15 protein-coding genes are annotated in these 17,555 nt (G+C 68.2%); 7 read left to right on the top strand and 8 right to left on the bottom strand.

Going from position 1 to position 17,555, the window contains the following annotated elements; genetic code table 11:
* Positions 1-54: 54 nt before the first annotated feature.
* A complete protein-coding gene (locus ACOEQ2_RS03910; protein ID WP_419730078.1) occupies positions 55-228 on the bottom strand; it encodes a hypothetical protein in 174 nt (57 codons plus the stop codon).
* A gap of 111 nt (positions 229-339) precedes the next feature.
* On the opposite strand from ACOEQ2_RS03910, the gene msrB reads away from it, so the two are divergent.
* Complete coding sequence (gene msrB / locus ACOEQ2_RS03905) at positions 340-771, top strand: peptide-methionine (R)-S-oxide reductase MsrB (protein ID WP_419730077.1); 432 nt, start codon at positions 340-342, stop codon at positions 769-771.
* A 30-nt stretch (positions 772-801) separates the two neighbouring features.
* On the opposite strand, the gene ACOEQ2_RS03900 is transcribed toward msrB, so the two are convergent.
* Both ACOEQ2_RS03900 and ACOEQ2_RS03895 read right to left on the bottom strand, forming a co-directional pair.
* On the bottom strand, positions 802-1,308 hold the full coding sequence (locus ACOEQ2_RS03900) for a hypothetical protein (RefSeq protein ID WP_419730076.1): 507 nt from the start codon (positions 1,306-1,308) through the stop codon (positions 802-804).
* Positions 1,305-1,880, bottom strand: a complete 576-nt coding sequence (locus ACOEQ2_RS03895; protein ID WP_419730075.1) for a hypothetical protein — start codon at positions 1,878-1,880, stop codon at positions 1,305-1,307. The genes ACOEQ2_RS03900 and ACOEQ2_RS03895 overlap by 4 nt, the downstream gene beginning before the upstream one ends.
* 70 nt (positions 1,881-1,950) lie before the next feature.
* On the opposite strand from ACOEQ2_RS03895, the gene upp reads away from it, so the two are divergent.
* Positions 1,951-2,634: a uracil phosphoribosyltransferase gene (gene upp, locus ACOEQ2_RS03890; RefSeq protein ID WP_419730074.1), complete on the top strand. Its 684-nt coding sequence runs from the start codon at positions 1,951-1,953 to the stop codon at positions 2,632-2,634.
* Positions 2,635-2,652: 18 nt separating this feature from the next.
* Here the strand turns inward: upp and ACOEQ2_RS03885 are convergent, their stop codons facing one another.
* The 5 genes from ACOEQ2_RS03885 to carA form a co-directional block, all read right to left on the bottom strand.
* On the bottom strand, positions 2,653-4,638 hold the full coding sequence (locus ACOEQ2_RS03885) for a putative bifunctional diguanylate cyclase/phosphodiesterase (RefSeq protein ID WP_419730073.1): 1,986 nt from the start codon (positions 4,636-4,638) through the stop codon (positions 2,653-2,655).
* 87 nt (positions 4,639-4,725) lie between these two features.
* A complete protein-coding gene (locus tag ACOEQ2_RS03880) occupies positions 4,726-5,922 on the bottom strand; it encodes a threonine ammonia-lyase (RefSeq protein ID WP_419731130.1) in 1,197 nt (398 codons plus the stop codon).
* Positions 5,923-5,942: 20 nt separating this feature from the next.
* Positions 5,943-6,416: a transcription elongation factor GreA gene (gene greA / locus ACOEQ2_RS03875; protein WP_419730072.1), complete on the bottom strand. Its 474-nt coding sequence runs from the start codon at positions 6,414-6,416 to the stop codon at positions 5,943-5,945.
* A gap of 95 nt (positions 6,417-6,511) precedes the next feature.
* On the bottom strand, positions 6,512-9,766 hold the full coding sequence (gene carB / locus ACOEQ2_RS03870; protein ID WP_419730071.1) for a carbamoyl-phosphate synthase large subunit: 3,255 nt from the start codon (positions 9,764-9,766) through the stop codon (positions 6,512-6,514).
* 9 nt (positions 9,767-9,775) lie between these two features.
* Entirely contained in the window at positions 9,776-11,209 is a 1,434-nt protein-coding gene (gene carA, locus ACOEQ2_RS03865; protein WP_419730070.1) for a glutamine-hydrolyzing carbamoyl-phosphate synthase small subunit, read from the bottom strand.
* Between the two features lie 139 nt (positions 11,210-11,348).
* Here carA and ACOEQ2_RS03860 point away from each other — a divergent pair, with 139 nt between their 5' ends.
* The 5 genes from ACOEQ2_RS03860 (at position 11,349) to ACOEQ2_RS03840 (ending at position 17,544) form a co-directional block, all read left to right on the top strand.
* On the top strand, positions 11,349-11,807 hold the full coding sequence (locus ACOEQ2_RS03860; protein WP_419730069.1) for a GatB/YqeY domain-containing protein: 459 nt from the start codon (positions 11,349-11,351) through the stop codon (positions 11,805-11,807).
* Between the two features lie 6 nt (positions 11,808-11,813).
* Positions 11,814-13,682: a DNA primase gene (dnaG, locus tag ACOEQ2_RS03855; protein ID WP_419730068.1), complete on the top strand. Its 1,869-nt coding sequence runs from the start codon at positions 11,814-11,816 to the stop codon at positions 13,680-13,682.
* 80 nt (positions 13,683-13,762) lie between these two features.
* The gene (rpoD, locus tag ACOEQ2_RS03850) at positions 13,763-15,715 is read left to right on the top strand and encodes an RNA polymerase sigma factor RpoD (protein ID WP_419730067.1); all 1,953 of its coding nucleotides are present in this window, start codon (positions 13,763-13,765) and stop codon (positions 15,713-15,715) included.
* A gap of 116 nt (positions 15,716-15,831) precedes the next feature.
* Positions 15,832-16,440: a GNAT family N-acetyltransferase gene (locus ACOEQ2_RS03845; RefSeq protein WP_419730066.1), complete on the top strand. Its 609-nt coding sequence runs from the start codon at positions 15,832-15,834 to the stop codon at positions 16,438-16,440.
* Between the two features lie 324 nt (positions 16,441-16,764).
* Complete coding sequence (locus ACOEQ2_RS03840) at positions 16,765-17,544, top strand: energy transducer TonB (protein WP_419730065.1); 780 nt, start codon at positions 16,765-16,767, stop codon at positions 17,542-17,544.
* Positions 17,545-17,555: the final 11 nt, after the last annotated feature.

Below are 17,555 nucleotides of genomic sequence, written 5' to 3'. Positions count from 1 at the left end.
CGCGACCTGACCCCAAGTGTGCCACCAAACCTCCAGGCTGCGAACCGACCCGGATCAGTCGTTGGGGCCGGTGCTGCCTCCGACGGACGGCGGGTCGCTGGCCGGGAAGGTGTCCTCGACGGCGTCGTCGACCTTCTCCTCGCGGACCTTGTGGTGCACCGGCACGCCTTGCGCCGTTTCGGCCGTCCCGGTCTCGGGTGGAACGGTCTTGCTGTCGTCGTCGTCCATCATCGTCTCCCAGAGCGTCACGTACAGGACAGCGCAGCCGCCGCTGCCGGGTTGCGCGGATCGCCGCGACGCCCAATTTGCAGGTGCGAAACGACGCTTCGAGGAACCATCATGAGCAGCACCGCCAAGCCCGCATCCGACACGTCCAGCCCGACCGAAGTTTTCGACGACGAGACGCTGCGGCAGCGCCTGACGCCGGAGCAGTTCTATGTGCTGCGCGAGCATGGCACCGAGCGCGCCGGCACCAGCCCGTTGAACTACGAGAAGCGCGACGGGCTGTTCCACTGCGCCGTCTGCGACACGCCGCTGTTCAGCTCGGCCACGAAGTACGAGAGCGGCAGCGGCTGGCCGAGCTTCTTTGCCCCGCTCGAAGGCGCGGTGGAAAACTCGGTGGACACCAGCCACGGCATGCGCCGCGTCGAGGCGCATTGTGCCAAGTGCAAGAGCCACCTCGGCCACGTGTTTCCGGACGGACCGAACCCGACCGGCGACCGCTACTGCATGAACGGCGTCTCGCTCTCGTTCGAGCCCGCGAAGGCCTGACCTGGACGCTTGCGGACGGAGGGGCGGCCGCTACTGCAGGAAGCCCCAGCGGTCGGTGGCCGGTTCCGCCTGTGCCCAGCGCCAACGGGCCGACCCCTTCGCCGCGCACTCGGTGGTGACGTAGTCGGCTTGCCGGTGTCCGCTGACCACGGTGAACACGATCTCACGGCAGTCGGCCAGCGGATTGGGGATCGTATCCGCGACACGCAGGGTGCCGTGTGCGTCACCGAACGGCAGCACGTGGGTGATCTTCCACTCGGTCGCACCACCGAGGGGAAGCTTGCCAGCCGAAGCCGCGATGGTGTCCTGCTGGTCGGCCTGCTGGCTGCGGGCGATATACATCACGAGGGCATTCACCGCCGCCTGGGTGCCCAGCCCGACCGCGGTGCCCACCAGCGGATTGACCGTCGCGGCGCCCGTGGCGATCCCGGCGATGGCACCGGCACCGGCCCCGACCGATTGGCAGCCGGCCAACGCCAACACCCCCAGCAGGGCCGGGGCGAGCAGCGCCGAGTCGGGCCGACGCCGCCGACTCACTGCAGGGCACCCCACCGCGCGGTCGCGGGCTCCGCGGTCGCCCAGTTCCAGGTTCCGCCGTCCTGGCACACGGAGGCGGTGTAGAAACGCGGTGCCGGCTGATGCTTCACCGTGTGGTCGACCGAGAACACGATCTCCTTGCACTGCATGCCTGCGGCATCGGAGCCGATCAGCCGCACCACCGCGACCTGGCCATGCTCGTCCGCCTCGATCGGGATGTCGTGCTGCACGCGCCACGGCGTGCTGGCGCCGACCGGCAACGGGCCCGCCGCCAAAGCGATCTGCTGCTGCTCGGCGTGATGCACGGTGCGTTCCAGCGCCTGCACGGCGGCCGACGCCACCGCCTGCGCGCCGAGGCCGATCCCGGTGGTGACCGCCGCATTGCTGGTGATCGCGTTGGCGACCCCGGCACCCGCAACGCCGGCTCCTGCCGATGCGCCCTGCGTCAGCAACGAGGAGCAGCCACCCAGTCCGATGCTCGACACACCGATCCACACCGCGGCGAGCCAAGCCCGTCGCGTTCCTGCAAATGCCTGCACCCGTTGCCTCGAAGCCAGCCTGTCGTAGCGCATCGTGCAGGAGTTTCCCCGGTTCCGGCAACCGGTGCTGGAAAATTCGTGCAGGGCTGCTAGACGGGGTGACATGGAGACTGTCCCGCCCGATCTGCCGCCCCCCGGGGTGGCGCTGCCCGCACGGTTTCCGTCGGTGGTCGTGCTCGAGCATCCGCTGGTGCAGCACAAGCTGACCCTGCTGCGTCAGGCGAGCACGTCGACCGCAGATTTCCGCCGCCTGACACGCGAGATCAGCCTGCTGATGGCGTACGAGGCGACGCGCGACCTGAAGCTCGAGCCGGTCCGCATCGAAACCCCGCTGGAGCCGATGACGGCGCTGCATCTGTCGGGCAAGAAGCTGTGCTTCGTGTCGATCCTGCGCGCCGGCAACGGAATTCTCGACGGCATGCTGGATCTCGTTCCGGCAGCGAGGGTCGGCCATATCGGCCTGTATCGTGACGCGGCCACGCTGGCGCCGGTGGAATACTACATCAAGCTGCCCGACGATCTTGCCGAGCGAGACTGCATCGTCGTCGATCCGATGCTCGCTACCGGCCATTCCGCGGTTGCCGCCATCGACCGGCTGAAGCAGGCGGGGGCGAGTCGGATCACCTTCGTCTGCCTGCTGTCGGCGCCGGAGGGGCTTGCCACCCTGACCGCGGCACATGCCGACGTGAAAATCATCACGGCGGCAATAGATCGCGAGCTGGACAGCCACGGCTATATCCGGCCTGGCCTCGGAGATGCCGGAGATCGGCTGTTCGGGACACGATAGGAACGATCTCACCTGGAGTCAGAACCGGCCCGCTGCCAGCGCCAGGGCAGGTAAGGCCCGCTGCTGGTCGGCAAGGAACGCCGCAACCGCAGAGGCCGGCATCGGCCTGCTGAACAGGTAGCCCTGCATGACCCGGCACCCGAGAGCGGTGAGCACGCGTTTCTGCGCCTCGGTTTCGACGCCCTCCACGACGCAGTCGAGATCGAGGTGTTTGCACAAATCGATGATCGTCCGGATGATGTCGCCCGACGTCTTGCTGCCCTGGACGTCGGTCACGAAACTGCGGTCGATCTTGATCTGATCCGGCTTCAGACGATGCACGTGCCCCAGGCTTGAGCAGCCGGTGCCGAAGTCGTCCAGTGCGATCCGCACGCCCAGTTGCCTCAGGATCTCGATCGCCGCGGTCGCCTGGCTGAAATCGAGCAGCGCCGCGGTCTCGGTGATCTCGACGTCGATGCGCCCTGGCGCGATGCCGCTCTCGCTGATGATGCGCGAGACGTCTGCGATGGTCTCGAGGCTGGTGATGTCCCTCGCGGAAAGATTGATCGCAATCCGTAATGAAACCGGCCACGACCGGGCGGCGATGAGCGCCTTGGTGAGCAGCACGCCGGTGAGCCGGCCGATCAGGTGCTCGCGCTCGGCAACCGGGATGAACAGGTCCGGGCCGACCGCGCCCAGCACCGGGCTGTTCCACCGTGCCAGCGCCTCGAAGCCGGTGGTGCGCGCAGTCGCCGTATCGATGATCGGCTGGAATGCGAGCCACATCTCGCGCTCGAAATCGGCATGACGCAAAGCCTGCACCAGCCGGTGGCGCTCGCGGATGAGGCTCTCATGCGCTTGCGAGAAGACCACCGCCTGTCCGGTCCGGGTTTCCTTGGCACGATACAGTGCGAAATCCGCTCGCTCGAAAAGTTGCCCGGCCGTGTCGCCACCATCGGGAAATGCGACCATGCCGATCGACCCCGACACGTTGGCGGCAATGTCCGGCATCAGGTACGGCCCCTGCAGCACGCGGCCGAGTTCGCCTGCATGTGATGCGAGATCGTCATCCGTCGGGTTGTCTGCGAAGATGACGCCGAACTCGTCGCCGCCGAGGCGTGCCAGGAATACCGACGGGCTGCCGATCGCCTTCAGGCGCCCGGCCACTTCCGTCAGCAGGCGATCGCCGGATACGTGGCCGTAGATATCGTTGACGCTCTTGAAGTTATCGAGGTCGATCAGCGCCAGCACGCAGCGCTTTTCGGACAGGCGGGATGTTTCCATGACCGCTTCGAGATCGGACAGGAAGCGCCGCCGATTCGGCAGGCCGGTCAGGTCGTCCAGGTTGGCCAGCCGGAAGTTATCCTCGCCAAGACGTTCGGCTTCCGCGTGGCGGCGCCGCAGTTCCCGCTGCGACACGATCAGCTCGGCGAAATCGCGATAGTTGCGCAGCAGGACATAGATCAGTCCGCAGGTGACGAGCAGCAGGTTGATCGCCACGGCGACGAAAACGAGCCGGCCCGTGCAGCAGAAGAAGATCGAGAACGGAACGACGACCACCGCCGTCAGCAGCAGCGCGGCTGCACGCAGGTGCATCAGGCAGAAGATGCAGCTGATGACCGTGATCGACATGTAGAAGGCAACGTGGAATTTCGCCGCGGTGTCGCCGTATGGATAAAGGCTGAGACTCCAGGCGGTGAAGGCAACGCCGAACAGGGGAGTCATAAGCCCCGTCCTCCGCAATTGACGGACCGCCTCCTGGGAGCTGATCGGCTTGCCGATGGCGCGAGACCAGAAGATCGCTCTGGCGCTGCAGCAGCCGCAGAGCACCATCGGCACGATGACTGCCAGTGCGAACGGCGAGGACCTGACATGGGTGATGCAGAGTGCCACGGCATTGGCCATGAGGATGCAGTACAGCAACGGCAACTGCCGGCTGAGGGCCTGGAACTGCGAACTCGCAAGATCCGGGTCGCCGGCATGGACGCTGAACAGCGCCCTCAGGTCTCCCAGCTTGTTCGCCATCGCATGGACTGCCTGACCTGCCATCCGGCGACCATGACGGGAAGATGTTAACGACGCGCTAACCCGATGCGGGTCGGTGCGGCGCCGTTACATGCGCCGCACCACGTAACGTTCGGCCAGCGCGTCGGCGATCTCGTCCGCGTGCGTAGGGTCCCGTGCTTCCAGCATCACCTCGAGCTCGGCCGCCTGCACGCTGGGTGCCGCGAACAGCCGCTCGTGCGACACCTCGATGATGTTGCCGCCGCGCTCGCCGATGATGGTGGCGATGTCGGCCAGCACCCCGGGGCGGTCCGGTATCTGCATCGACAGCCGCAGCAGCCGGCCGTCGCGCAGCAGGGAGCGCAGCAGGGTGTTGGCGAGGATCCGGCTGTCGATGTTGCCGCCGCAGATCGGCATCGCGACCCGCCGGCCCTGGAACATGTCCGGATGCGACAGCACCGCCGCAAGCGCCACCGCGCCGGCACCCTCGGACACCTGCTTGGCCGCCTCCGCCATCAGGGTGATCGCATCCTCGACGGCGCGTTCCGACACGGTGAGCACGCGGCTCACATGACGCCGCACCAGCTCGAGCGGCTGCCGGCCGATCTGCAGCACGGCGATGCCCTCGGCGATCGTCGAGCCACCTGGCGGCATCACCTCGTCGCCGGGGAAGGCGCCGAGCGAGGAGTAGTTCGCGACCTGCACGCCGATGATCTCGATGCCGGGGCGCATCTCGACGGCCGCCGCAGCACTGCCGGCGATCAGCCCGCCGCCGCCGATCGGGATCACCAGCGCGTCGAGCGGGCCGGTATCCTCGAGCAACTCGAGCGCCAGCGTGCCCTGGCCGGCCATCACCGCGACATCGTCATAGGGATGCACGAACACTCGGCCCTCGCTCCGGCACAGCGCGTCGGCATGAACCGACGCTTCCGCAAAGCTCGAACCGTGCAGTACGACGCGTGCACCCCAGGCGGCGGTGCGTGTCACCTTGGCGGCCGGAGTGAAGCGCGGCATCACGATCACCGCGTCGATCCCGAGCAGGCTGGCATGGCGTGCCACACCTTGCGCGTGGTTGCCCGCGGACACCGTGATCACCCCGCGGGCCCGCTCATCCGCGGTCAGCAGGGCGAGCTTGTTGGCAGCGCCGCGCTCCTTGAAGGAGCCGACAGCCTGCAGGTTGTCGAGCTTGAGGGTGATCTCGGCGCCAGTCGCGCGCGACAGGCCGTGGCTGAAGATGCTGGGCGTGCGCAGGATCCGGTCCGAAATCCGCGCATGCGCCTCACGGACGTCCTGCAGCCCGATCAGCGACAATGGAGCGCCCTCGGTCAGCCGAAACTGATGTTGAGGATCTCGTAGGTGCGGTCGCCACCTGGTGCCGGAACCGACACCGTGTCCCCCTTGCGCTTGCCGATCAGCGACCGGGCCAACGGCGCAGAGACGGAAAGCAGCCCGGATTTGATGTCGGCCTCGTACACGCCGACGATCTGGTAGGTCGCCTCCTTGTCGGTCTCCTCGTCGACCAGCTTGACCTGGGCGCCGAACTGCACGTGGTCACCGGACAGGCTGGACGGGTCGATCACCTCGACCGCGGACAGGATTTCCTCAAGCTCGCCGATGCGGCCTTCGACGAAGGATTGCCGATCCCGCGCCGCGTCGTATTCGGCGTTTTCCGACAGGTCGCCATGGCTGCGGGCCTCGGCGATCGCGCGGATCACCGACGGGCGCTCCTCGCTCTTCAGCTTGCGGAGTTCATCCTCGAGCCGCTGCAGGCCACGGGCAGTCATCGGAAATTTCTGCAACGGACGCGTCCCCAAGACAGATGATCAGGTGGTGGCGAAGCGGCCGAAGGAGCAGCCCGGGCGGGATCGACCCGGAGCGCTCCATCGCAATCCGCTTAGAACGATCCGTGAAAGTAGGACTGCAGCGGGGCAACTTCAAGCGGTCCGGATCGCAGGGCCGCTATGGCATAGACGGCGGCACGGGCGCCGGCGATCGTCGTGAAATGCGGCACTCCGTGGGTGAGCGCGCTGCGGCGGATGTCGAAGCTGTCGGCGACCGACTGTGCGCCGCCGGCCGTGTTGATCACCATCTGGATGTCGCCGGAGCGGATCGCATCCACGCAATGCGGGCGGCCTTCCAGCACCTTGTTGACGATGGCGGCCTCGATCCCGGCTTCCTTCAAGGTGGCTGCGGTGCCGCGGGTGGCGAGCAGGCCGAACCCCATATCGACCAGCCGGCGGCCCAGCGGCACGATCGCCGCCTTGTCGCCCTGGCGGACGGAGAGGAACACCCGGCCGGTCAGCGGCAGCTTCACCCCGGCGCCGAGCTGGGCCTTTGCGAAGGCGCGCTCGAAGCTCGCATCGAGGCCGATCACCTCGCCGGTGGAGCGCATCTCCGGCCCAAGGATCACGTCCACGCCGGCGAACCTGGCGAACGGGAACACCGCCTCCTTGACCGCGACGTGTGGTGCTATCGCGCGATCGTCGAGCCGGAACTCCGACAGCCTGGCGCCTGCCATGACGCGGGCGCCGATCTTGGCGATCGGAACGCCGGTCGCCTTGGCAACGAACGGCACCGTGCGGCTGGCGCGCGGATTGACCTCGAGCACGTAGATCGCGTCGCCCTTGATCGCGTACTGCACGTTCATCAGCCCGACGATGCCGAGCTCGCGCGCCATCGCCTCGGTCTGCGCCTTGAGTTCGGTGATGGTGGCGGGCGACAGCGAATAGGGCGGCAACGAGCAGGCGCTGTCGCCGGAATGGATGCCGGCCTCCTCGATATGCTCCATGACGCCGGCGACGTACACCTGCTGCCCGTCGCAGATGCAGTCGACATCGACCTCGATCGCGTCGTTCAGGTAGCGGTCGATCAGCACCGGGCCGGAGGCGATCTCGGGGCCGGCAAGCTGCAGTGCGACACGCATGTAGCGGGCGAGACCGGTGCGGTCATGCACGATTTCCATCGCCCGGCCGCCGAGCACGTAGGACGGGCGGATCACCACCGGATAGCCGATGCGCTCGGCAACCACTTCCGCTTCGGCAGCCGACCGCGCGATGCCGTTTTCCGGCTGGCGCAGGCCGAGCTTGTGCAGCATCGCCTGGAACCGTTCGCGATCCTCGGCACGGTCGATCGCGTCGGCGGGTGTGCCCAGGATCGGAATGCCGGCAGCACCGAGCGACTGGCTCAGCTTCAGCGGCGTCTGGCCGCCGTACTGAACGATGCAGCCCAGCACGCGACCGTTCTGCTGTTCGCGGCGGATCAGCGCGATCACGTCCTCGTCGGTGAGCGGCTCGAAATACAGCCGGTCGGAGGTGTCGTAGTCGGTGGAGACGGTTTCCGGGTTGCAGTTGACCATGATGGTCTCGAACCCGGCCTCGCGCAGCGCGTACGCGGCATGCACGCAGCAATAATCGAACTCGATGCCCTGGCCGATACGGTTCGGACCACCACCGAGAATGACGATCTTGTCGCGCGCGGTCGGATCGCTTTCGCATTCCGGCTGGCCGTAGCCGCCTTCGTAGGTCGAGTACATGTACGGCGTGGTGGAGGCGAACTCGGCAGCACAGGTATCGATGCGCTTGTACACCGGGAGCACGCCCGCACGGGTCCGGCGCTCATGCACGGCGGTCTCGTCGAGGCCGCCCAGCACGGCCAGGCGCGCATCGGAGAAGCCCATCGCCTTCAGCCGGCGCAGGCCGTGGGCGTCGGCAGGCAGGCCGGCACTCTCGATCTCGCGTTCGGCGGCCACGATCTTCTCGATCTCGCGCAAGAACCACGGGTCGAACTTGCAGGCGGTGTGGATGTCCTCGACCGACACGCCGGCGCGCAACGCCTGTGCCGCCATCAGGATGCGATCCGGTTTCGGCTGGCTCAACGCGGCGCGGAATGCGTCATGGCCGCCATCGCCGGGCGGCTCCACCGGATCCAGCCCGGTGAGGCCGGTCTCCATCGAGCGCAGGCCCTTCTGCAGCGCCTCGTTGAAGCTGCGGCCGATCGACATCGCCTCGCCGACCGATTTCATGCTGGTCGACAACATCGCGGGGCTGCCCGGGAACTTCTCGAAGGTGAAGCGCGGGATCTTCACCACGACATAATCGATGGTGGGCTCGAAGGCGGCCGGCGTGCTGCCGGTGATGTCGTTGGCGAGCTCGTCCAGCGTGTAGCCGACCGCGAGCCGCGCCGCGACCTTGGCGATCGGAAATCCGGTCGCCTTGGAGGCCAAAGCGGAGGAGCGCGACACCCGCGGGTTCATCTCGATGACCACCATGCGGCCATCGACGGGATTGATGCCGAACTGCACGTTGGAGCCACCGGTATCGACGCCGATGCGGCGCAGGCACGCGATCGAGGCATCGCGCATGCGCTGGTATTCCTTGTCGGTCAGCGTCAGCGCCGGCGCGACGGTCAGGGAATCCCCAGTATGCACGCCCATCGGATCGATATTCTCGATCGAGCACACGATGATGCAGTTGTCGGCGGAATCCCGCACGACCTCCATCTCGTATTCCTTCCAGCCGAGCACGCTCTCCTCGACCAGAACCTCGGTGGTGGGCGATGCCTCCAGGCCGCCGCTGACGATCTGCTCGAATTCCTCGCGGTTGTAGGCGATGCCGCCGCCGGTGCCGCCGAGCGTGAAGGAAGGCCGGATCACCGCCGGCAACCCGACCTGCGCCAGCGCCTCGCGCGCCTCCGCCAGGCTGTGGGCGATGACGCTCTTCGGGCTCTCGATGCCGATCTCGGCCATCGCGTCGCGGAACTTCAGCCGGTCCTCGGCGCGGTCGATGACCTCGGCATTGGCGCCGATCAGCTCGACGTTATTAGCGCGCAGGAATCCCGACGCATCGAGCGCCATCGCGGTGTTCAGCGCGGTCTGGCCGCCCATGGTCGGCAGGATCGCGTCGGGCTTCTCGCGCAGGATGATGCGCTCGACGAACTCGGGCGTGATCGGTTCGACGTAGGTGGCGTCCGCAAGACCCGGATCGGTCATGATCGTCGCCGGGTTCGAGTTCACCAGGATCACCCGGTAGCCCTCGTCGCGCAGCGTCTTGCAGGCCTGCGCACCGGAATAATCGAACTCGCACGCCTGGCCGATGACGATCGGGCCGGCGCCGATGATCAGGATCGATTTGATGTCTGTCCGCTTGGGCATGATCCGCCTTCACATCCTGGAGGCGGCATCGGCCGCGTGAGACGTCATCAGCCCGACGAAGCGCTCGAACAAATGGAAACTGTCGGACGGCCCAGGGCTCGCTTCGGGATGGTATTGCACCGAGAAGGCCGGCCAGCGGGTGCTGGCGATGCCCTCGTTGGAGCCGTCGAACAGGCTGGTGTGGGTGATGTGCACGTCGTCCGGCAGGCTCTTGTCCTCGACCGCGAAGCCGTGATTCTGGCTGGTGATCTCGACGCGCCCGGTCGCCAGGTCCTTCACCGGCTGGTTGGCGCCGCGATGGCCCTGCTCCAGCTTGTAGGTCGCAGCCCCCAGTGCCAGCGCCAGCAGCTGGTGCCCGAGGCAGATGCCGAACACCGGCTTGCCCGCCTCCAGCACGCCCTTGATCGCCGGCACCGCATACACCGCCGTCGCCGCCGGATCGCCCGGCCCATTGGACAGGAACACCCCGTCCGGAGCGTGCGCCAGGATCTCGGCCGAGGTGGCGTTGGCCGGCACGACGGTCACGCGGCAGCCGGCCTGCACCAGGCAGCGCAGGATGTTCCGCTTGGCGCCGTAATCCACCGCGACCACGTGCTTGGCGTCCGCGGCCGGCTGCTTCGGCGCGCGCCCGTCGGCCCAGGTGCCCTCGGTCCAGTCATAGCTCTGCGTGCACGACACCTCGAGCGCCAGGTCCATGCCCTCCAGCCCCGGCCACTCGCGCGCGGCCTGCTGCAGGGCGGCGATGTCGAAGCGGCCATCGGCGGGATAGGCCAGGATCGCGGTCTGCGGGCCATGGTCGCGAATGCGGCGGGTGAGGGCGCGGGTGTCGATGCCGCAGATGCCGGGGATGTTTCGGGTGGCAAGCCAGGCATCGAGGGTGCGGGTCGAGCGCCAGTTCGAGGGCTCGGTCAGGTCCTGCTTCACCACCAGCCCGCGGGCGGCGATGTTGGTGGCCTCCTCGTCCTCGGGCGTGGTGCCGACATTGCCGATATGCGGAAAGGTGAAGGTGATGATCTGGCCGGCGAACGAGGCGTCGGTCAGCGTCTCCTGGTAGCCGGTGAGGCCGGTCGAGAAGCAGATCTCGCCGATCGATCGCGCGCCGTCCGTGTGCGCACCGAAGCCGCGGCCCCAGAGCACGCTGCCATCGGCCAGCAGCAGCACCGCCGTGGCGCCATCAGGTGCGTCGTCGACCGGGATTGCGGCGGCTGGCATCGAGGCGGCTGGCATCGGCGTCTCCGGCTGGTTCGACATGGAGGCACCGGACGGCTGGGCGAGATCTGCCACGCTGACGCCGGTCGCGGCCAGGATGGCGCTCCAGTGCTTCGGCGGCACGGCGCGCGCCTGCCTCCACTTGCGGATCGCCTCGGTGCCGACACCGGTCAGCCGGGCGGCCTGTTCGGCGCCCCCAAGTCGTTCGATGATCGCCTCGACAGTCAGCGGCATGCGATAAGACCTTCCAGTCCGGGTGCGGACGGCTTAGCAAGACCGACCCGATCTGGGAAGTTTTTTCCCACATGGCAGGCTTGTGCCGCTGGGAAGTCCGTTCCCGATGACCGCCTGCCACCAACCAGGAGATCCGACCATGTCGTTGCGCGCGCGCTTCACCGACGGCCTCAAGACGGCGATGAAGGCCGGTGATGCGCCGCGTGTGTCCACGCTCCGGATGGTGCTGGCCCGGCTCAAGGACCTCGACATCGCGGCGCGGCCGAAGGGCATCGAGCAGATCCCGGACGACGAGATCGTCTCGATGCTGCGCAACATGGTGAAGTCCCGCTCGGAGTCGGCGGCGATGTATCTGCAGGGCGGGCGTGGCGAGCTGGCCGCCAAGGAGGATGCCGAGATCGTCGTGATCGAGGAGTTCCTGCCGGCCCCGATGGACGATGCTGCCCTGGTGCTGGCGGTGGCCGACGCGGTCACGGCCACCGGCGCCGCGTCGATGAAGGACATGGGCCGGGTGATGGCGGCGCTGAAGGCCGCGCACGGGGCCGCACTCGATCTCGGGCGTGCCAACGCGCTGGTGAAGGCGCGGCTGTCCGTCTGACGCACGATGGCCTTCGACCCCGCCTTCCTGGACGAACTGAGGGCCCGGACGCCGCTCGCCGCGGTGATCGGCCGGCGCACCAAGCTCGTGCGATCGGGCCGGCAGCTCAAGGCGTGCTGCCCGTTCCACGGCGAGAAGACGCCCTCCTTCTACGTGTACGACGACCATTTCCACTGCTTCGGCTGCGGCGTGCATGGCGACGCGATCAGCTTCGTCATGCAGGCGGAGGGCCGGTCGTTCCTGGAGGCGGTCGAGGGGCTGGCCTCCGAGGCCGGGCTGGAGGTGCCACGCCAAAGCCCTGTCGATCGCGGCCGTGCCGAGCGCGCCCGCAGCCTCACCGACGTGCTCGACGCCGCCCAGCGGAGCTACGCGCGGCGGCTGCACGAGGCCGAGGGCAGGGAGGGACTGGCGTACCTGCGCGGCCGCGGGCTGACCGACACCACCATCGCCGATCACGGGCTCGGCTGGTCGGGCGATGGTCGCGGCAGCCTGGTCGCCGAGCTCAAGGGCCAGGGGTTCGCGGCCGAGATGATCGCCGAGGCCGGGCTGGTGCGGATGGACGAAGAGGGCCGGCCGAAGGGCGAGCTGTTCTTCAACCGGGTGACGTTCCCGATCCGCGATCGCCGCGGCGGGCTGGTGAGCTTCGGCGGCCGCATCCTGGGCGACGGCCAGCCAAAGTACCTGAACGGTCCGGAAACGCCGCTGTTCGTGAAGCGGCGCACCCTGTTCGGGCTGGAGCGCGCATCCTCGGCGCTGCGCACGATCAGGCCGCCGGGGAGTGCCGCACTCGCCTCCCGGGAGCTGGTGGTGGTCGAGGGCTACATGGACGTGATCGCGCTGCACCAGGCGGGGTTCGGCGGGGCGGTGGCGCCGCTCGGCACGGCGCTCACGCCCGAGCAGCTCGAGGCGCTGTGGCGGGTGTCGCCGGCGCCGGTGCTGTGCTTCGACGGCGATGCGGCCGGCCGGCGGGCGGCGATCAAGGCGGCCGAGACGGCACTGCCGCTGCTCGATCCGGAGCGCACGCTGCGCTTCATCCGGCTGCCCGAGGGCGAGGATCCGGACAGCCTGGTGCGTCGCCAGGGTCCACCGGCGATGACCGCCCAGCTGGGAGCGGCGGCAGGCCTGTCGGACGTGCTGTTCGAACTGCTGAGCGAGGGCATCAAGGATCCTGGGCCGGAGCAGCGGGCGGCGCTGCATGCCCGACTGACCGAGGCCGCCGCGACGATCGGCCACAAGGGACTGGCCGCCGAATATCGCCGGACGCTGCAGCAGCGGTTCTTCGAGGCGTTCTCCCGCGGGCGGGGCGGCAATCAGAAACGGGGGCCAGGCAGCGGCGCCAGGGATGGCAATCCGGTCCGTCCGGGCGGCGCACCCGCGATCCAGCCGGCGCGCCCGATCCCCGGCGCCGAGAACACCCGGTTCGAGCGCATGCGGCTGCTGCTGGCGATCCTGCTGGCGCATCCGGACCTGCTGCACGACGTCGAGCAGGCGCTGTGCGGGCTCGACCTTCCGGAGGATCTGGGGCGCGTCCGGGCTGCACTGCTGGAGGCTGCATCGACATCACCGACACTTGACTCGGAGGGTCTCATAGCCCACCTGCACTCGGCCGGATTGACGGCACAAGCGGACATGATACGCGCGTCCAGACCCCTTCCGATGTCGGCAGATGCTTCACCAGGAGCGATGCCGGCCGATGCGGAGCGGGCATGGTGGGAGCTTTTCGGCTTTCTCAACCTGGCCGGGCTCGACGAGGAGGTCGCGGCTGCGGAACGCGCAGCGGGGCAGGGCGATGAGGATTCGCTGAGGCGCCTGGCGGTTCTGGCTCCGGTGCGCTTCAGGCTGCGTCGGGGCGAGCAGACCGACGAGGAAGATTGATCGTTCGGGGCCCGGTGCGGGCACGCGTCCTGCAAGGCGGGGCGTTGCGCCGGGTGTCGGGGTTGGAGTTGGGTTAAAGCATGGCGACGAAGACGGCGGCGACGACGGAAGCGACCTCGAGCGAGCAGGATGCCGACGCCACCCTGCTCGACACGCAGTCCACGGCGGTCAAGCGCCTCATCGCGCGCGGCCGCGAGCGCGGGTACATCACGTTCGACGAGCTCAACGCGGTCCTGCCGCCCGACCAGATGTCGTCGGAGCAGATCGAGGACGTGATGGCGGTGCTGTCCGAGATGGGCATCCAGGTTGTCGAGAACGAGGACAACGAGGAAGCCGAGCCCAAGAGCGAAGAGGAAGAGGAAAAGAAGCCCGAGGCCGAGGAGGGCGAAGCTCCCACCGGCAATGTCGATGCCGAGAGCCTCGGCCGTACCGACGATCCGGTGCGGATGTACCTGCGCGAGATGGGCTCGGTCGAGCTGCTGTCGCGCGAGGGCGAGATCGCGATCGCCAAGCGCATCGAGGCCGGCCGCGACGAGATGATCGGCGGACTTTGCGAGAGCCCGCTGACCTTCCGTGCGATCATTTCCTGGCACGACCGCCTCAAGGTCGGGCAGATGCTGCTGCGTGACATCATCGACCTCGAGGCGACCCAGGCCGGCAACGTGGTCGTCGAGGAGGTGGCCGAGGGCGCGGTGCCGACGCCGCCCGAGCCCAGCTTCGAGGCAGCCCCCGACAGCGACGATGCGGAAGAGGGCGAAGGCGTCGGGCTGTCGCTGTCGGCGCTGGAGGAGAAGCTCAAGCCCGAGGTGCTGCTGCAGTTCGAGGAGATCGAGACCCTCTACAAGAAGCTGCACAAGGTGCAGGCCAAGCGACTCGATAGCCTGACGTCCGGCGAGGAGATGTCTGACCGCTCGGAGAAGAGCTACGAGAAGCTGCGTGACGAGCTGGTCGCCAAGGTCGAGCAGGTCCGGCTGCACAACAACCGCATCGAGGAGCTGGTCACCCAGCTGAAGCAGATCAGCCAGCTGCTGAACGGCCTCGAGGGCCGCATGCTGCGTCACGCCGAGAGCGCCAAGGTCAGCCGCGACGACTTCCTGATCAAGTACCGGGGCCACGAGATGGACCCGAACTGGATGCAGACGGTGTCCGGGCTGCCCGGCAAGGCCTGGAAGAACTTCGTCGCCAAGCACGCGCCCGACGTCATGGAGCTGCGCGGCAAGGTCGGCCAGGTGGCGCAGGATACCGGGCTGCCGATCAGCGAGTTCCGCCGGGTGTATGCGACCGTGTCGCGCGGCGAGCGCGACAGTGCGCGCGCCAAGAAGGAGATGATCGAGGCCAATCTGCGCCTCGTGATCTCGATCGCCAAGAAGTACACCAACCGTGGGCTGCAGTTCCTGGACCTGATCCAGGAGGGCAATATCGGCCTGATGAAGGCGGTCGATAAGTTCGAGTACCGCCGCGGCTACAAGTTCTCGACCTATGCCACCTGGTGGATCCGCCAGGCGATCACCCGCTCGATCGCCGATCAGGCGCGCACCATCCGCATCCCGGTGCATATGATCGAGACAATCAACAAGCTGGTGCGCACCTCGCGCCAGATGCTGCACGAGATCGGCCGCGAGCCGGCGCCCGAGGAGCTTGCCGAGAAGCTCGGGATGCCGCTCGAGAAGGTCCGCAAGGTGCTGAAGATCGCCAAGGAGCCGATCAGCCTCGAGACGCCGATCGGCGACGAGGAGGACAGCCACCTCGGCGACTTCATCGAGGACAAGACCGCGGTCATTCCGCTCGATGCGGCGATCCAGACCAATCTGCGCGAGGCCACCACGCGGGTGCTGTCGTCGCTGACGCCGCGTGAGGAGCGGGTGCTGCGGATGCGCTTCGGCATCGGCATGAACACCGACCACACGCTGGAAGAGGTCGGCCAGCAGTTCAACGTGACCCGCGAGCGCATCCGCCAGATCGAGGCGAAGGCGTTGCGCAAGCTCAAGCACCCGAGCCGCAGCCGTAAGCTGCGCTCGTTTCTCGACGACTGAAGCCGGGGCCTGGACGACGAGCACTTGGTCGCCCGCAACCGGTTCGACTAGAAGAAGTTGAGGCCTTGGGCACCGGTGGCGATCCCCCCGGCTGCGTGCCAGGGGAGGCAGGGACGATGTCTTTCTGGCAGCCGCCACTTCAGGACCGCAACAGCACCCGGATCGCGGTCGACGTGACGTTCCTGCGTCTGGCTCCTGCGGCTCCCGGTTCGGCCGGTGCGGGCGCAGCTGCGGCGGATCTGTTTCCGCCCGGCACCGCGCTGGTTCGCCTCGAAGCCCCCACCGTCGGGTTCTATCGCTACCTCTACAACACCGTCGGCAACGACTATTGCTGGTGGCTGCGCCGGATGACCCCGGATGCGGAGCTGGCTGCCCTGCTTGCCCACCCCGGGGTCGGCATCTACGTGCTCTATGCCGGCGGCGAACCTGCCGGCTTCTTCGAGCTCGATGGGCGTGGCGGCCAGGACGTCAATCTCAGCTATTTCGGGCTGATGCCCGGTGCGATCGGCAAGGGCCTCGGCTCCCGCCTGTTGCAGGCGGCGATCGAGGTGGCGCGGGCCCGCAGCAGCTCCGGCGTGGTGAGGGTGAACACCTGCACGGCGGATCATCCGCGGGCGATGGCGACGTACCTGCGTGCCGGCTTCGCACCGATGCGGACGGTGCGCGAGGTGTGGGACATTCCCGAGGCGCTTGGGCTGCCGATCCCGGATCGGCTGCGTGCGTAGGCTCCCCGCGCGCCGACCGGCGTGATGCATCCTGACGCACCGCCCGGCGTGATGAGACGGGAGCCGCCCTTGTTGCGGCTTGCCGGGGGGCAAGTGGCGGCGAGCGGCCCCGATCCTGTGGCGATGCCGCGCAGGTCCGACCTGGAGGCGGGACCTGCCTCTCGTCCGCCTGCAGCTCCGCCGCCGTCCCAACCTGCCGCTCCGCCGCCGTCCCAAGCTGCGGCTCCGCCGGCGCCTCGACCTGCGGCTCCGCCGACACCTCGACCTGCGGCTCCGCCGCCTGGCGCTGCCGTCGTCCTGTCGCGACCACGGGCCAGGCTGTTCGTGCCGTCGGCTGCCTGGGGCGGGCGTCGGCGGCGCGAGATCCTGTTCGCCGCCGCATTCATCGCGGTGCTGGCCCACATCCTGCTGACCGTGGCGATCATCGAGGCGCCCCGCCTGTGGCCGGCGCGCTTCGCACCGCCACCACCACCACCATCGGCAGCCGACCAGCCACCGACCATGGAGATGCTGATGGACAAGAACCGCTACGCCGGCGGTTCGAAGCCCACGCCGCAGGCCAGCCCGACGCCGCCGACCCCGCAGGCTCCCCCGGCGCCGCCGCAGCCGAAGCCGCCCGCGTCACCCGACCTGACCACCACCGCCAGGAATTCGCACGAGACGGTGACCGTCCCGCCGCCCTCGCCGAGCTCCACCACCCAGCCGCCCCCGACGCCCGTGCAGCCGGCCCCGACCCAGGCGCCGCAGGGGCCGCCGCCACAGCCCGAGGTCAATCTCGATCCCGCCGACGGGCTGGGCTACGGCGAGCAGGACGATCCGAAGATCATCCCGGCCAGGCCCGACGATCCGCGCGCCAACCGGATGCCGCCCTATCCGCCCGCCGCCGGCCGGCGCGGCGAGGAGGGCTCAGTCGAGATGCTGGTGCAGATCGCAGCGGACGGCTCGGTGTCGTCGGTGGAGATCGCCACCAGCTCGGGGCACGCGTTGCTCGACAAGACGGCGCGTGATGCGGTGGCGCACTGGCACTTCAGGCCGGCAATGCAGAACGGCGTCGCCGTGCCGACCCAGATGATGCAGGTCTTCAACTTCAAGATCGACCGATAGGCCCTCTGGCG

The organism is Lichenicola sp. (assembly GCF_965198575.1).
Lineage (GTDB): Bacteria > Pseudomonadota > Alphaproteobacteria > Acetobacterales > Acetobacteraceae > Lichenicola.
The sequence above is the reverse complement of the archived record's forward strand: the minus strand, read 5'-3'. Positions and strand labels throughout refer to the sequence as shown.

Coding starts and splice junctions, on each gene's coding strand:
- upp (WP_419730074.1), top strand. CDS start 1,951: ATGGAGACTGTCCCGCCCGATCTGCCGCCCCCCGGGGTGGCGCTGCCC.
- carA (WP_419730070.1), bottom strand. CDS start 11,209: ATGCCGCTGACTGTCGAGGCGATCATCGAACGACTTGGGGGCGCCGAA.
- msrB (WP_419730077.1), top strand. CDS start 340: ATGAGCAGCACCGCCAAGCCCGCATCCGACACGTCCAGCCCGACCGAA.
- rpoD (WP_419730067.1), top strand. CDS start 13,763: ATGGCGACGAAGACGGCGGCGACGACGGAAGCGACCTCGAGCGAGCAG.
- dnaG (WP_419730068.1), top strand. CDS start 11,814: ATGGCCTTCGACCCCGCCTTCCTGGACGAACTGAGGGCCCGGACGCCG.
- ACOEQ2_RS03910 (WP_419730078.1), bottom strand. CDS start 228: ATGGACGACGACGACAGCAAGACCGTTCCACCCGAGACCGGGACGGCC.
- carB (WP_419730071.1), bottom strand. CDS start 9,766: ATGCCCAAGCGGACAGACATCAAATCGATCCTGATCATCGGCGCCGGC.
- ACOEQ2_RS03860 (WP_419730069.1), top strand. CDS start 11,349: ATGTCGTTGCGCGCGCGCTTCACCGACGGCCTCAAGACGGCGATGAAG.
- ACOEQ2_RS03845 (WP_419730066.1), top strand. CDS start 15,832: ATGTCTTTCTGGCAGCCGCCACTTCAGGACCGCAACAGCACCCGGATC.
- ACOEQ2_RS03885 (WP_419730073.1), bottom strand. CDS start 4,638: ATGGCGAACAAGCTGGGAGACCTGAGGGCGCTGTTCAGCGTCCATGCC.
- ACOEQ2_RS03895 (WP_419730075.1), bottom strand. CDS start 1,880: ATGCGCTACGACAGGCTGGCTTCGAGGCAACGGGTGCAGGCATTTGCA.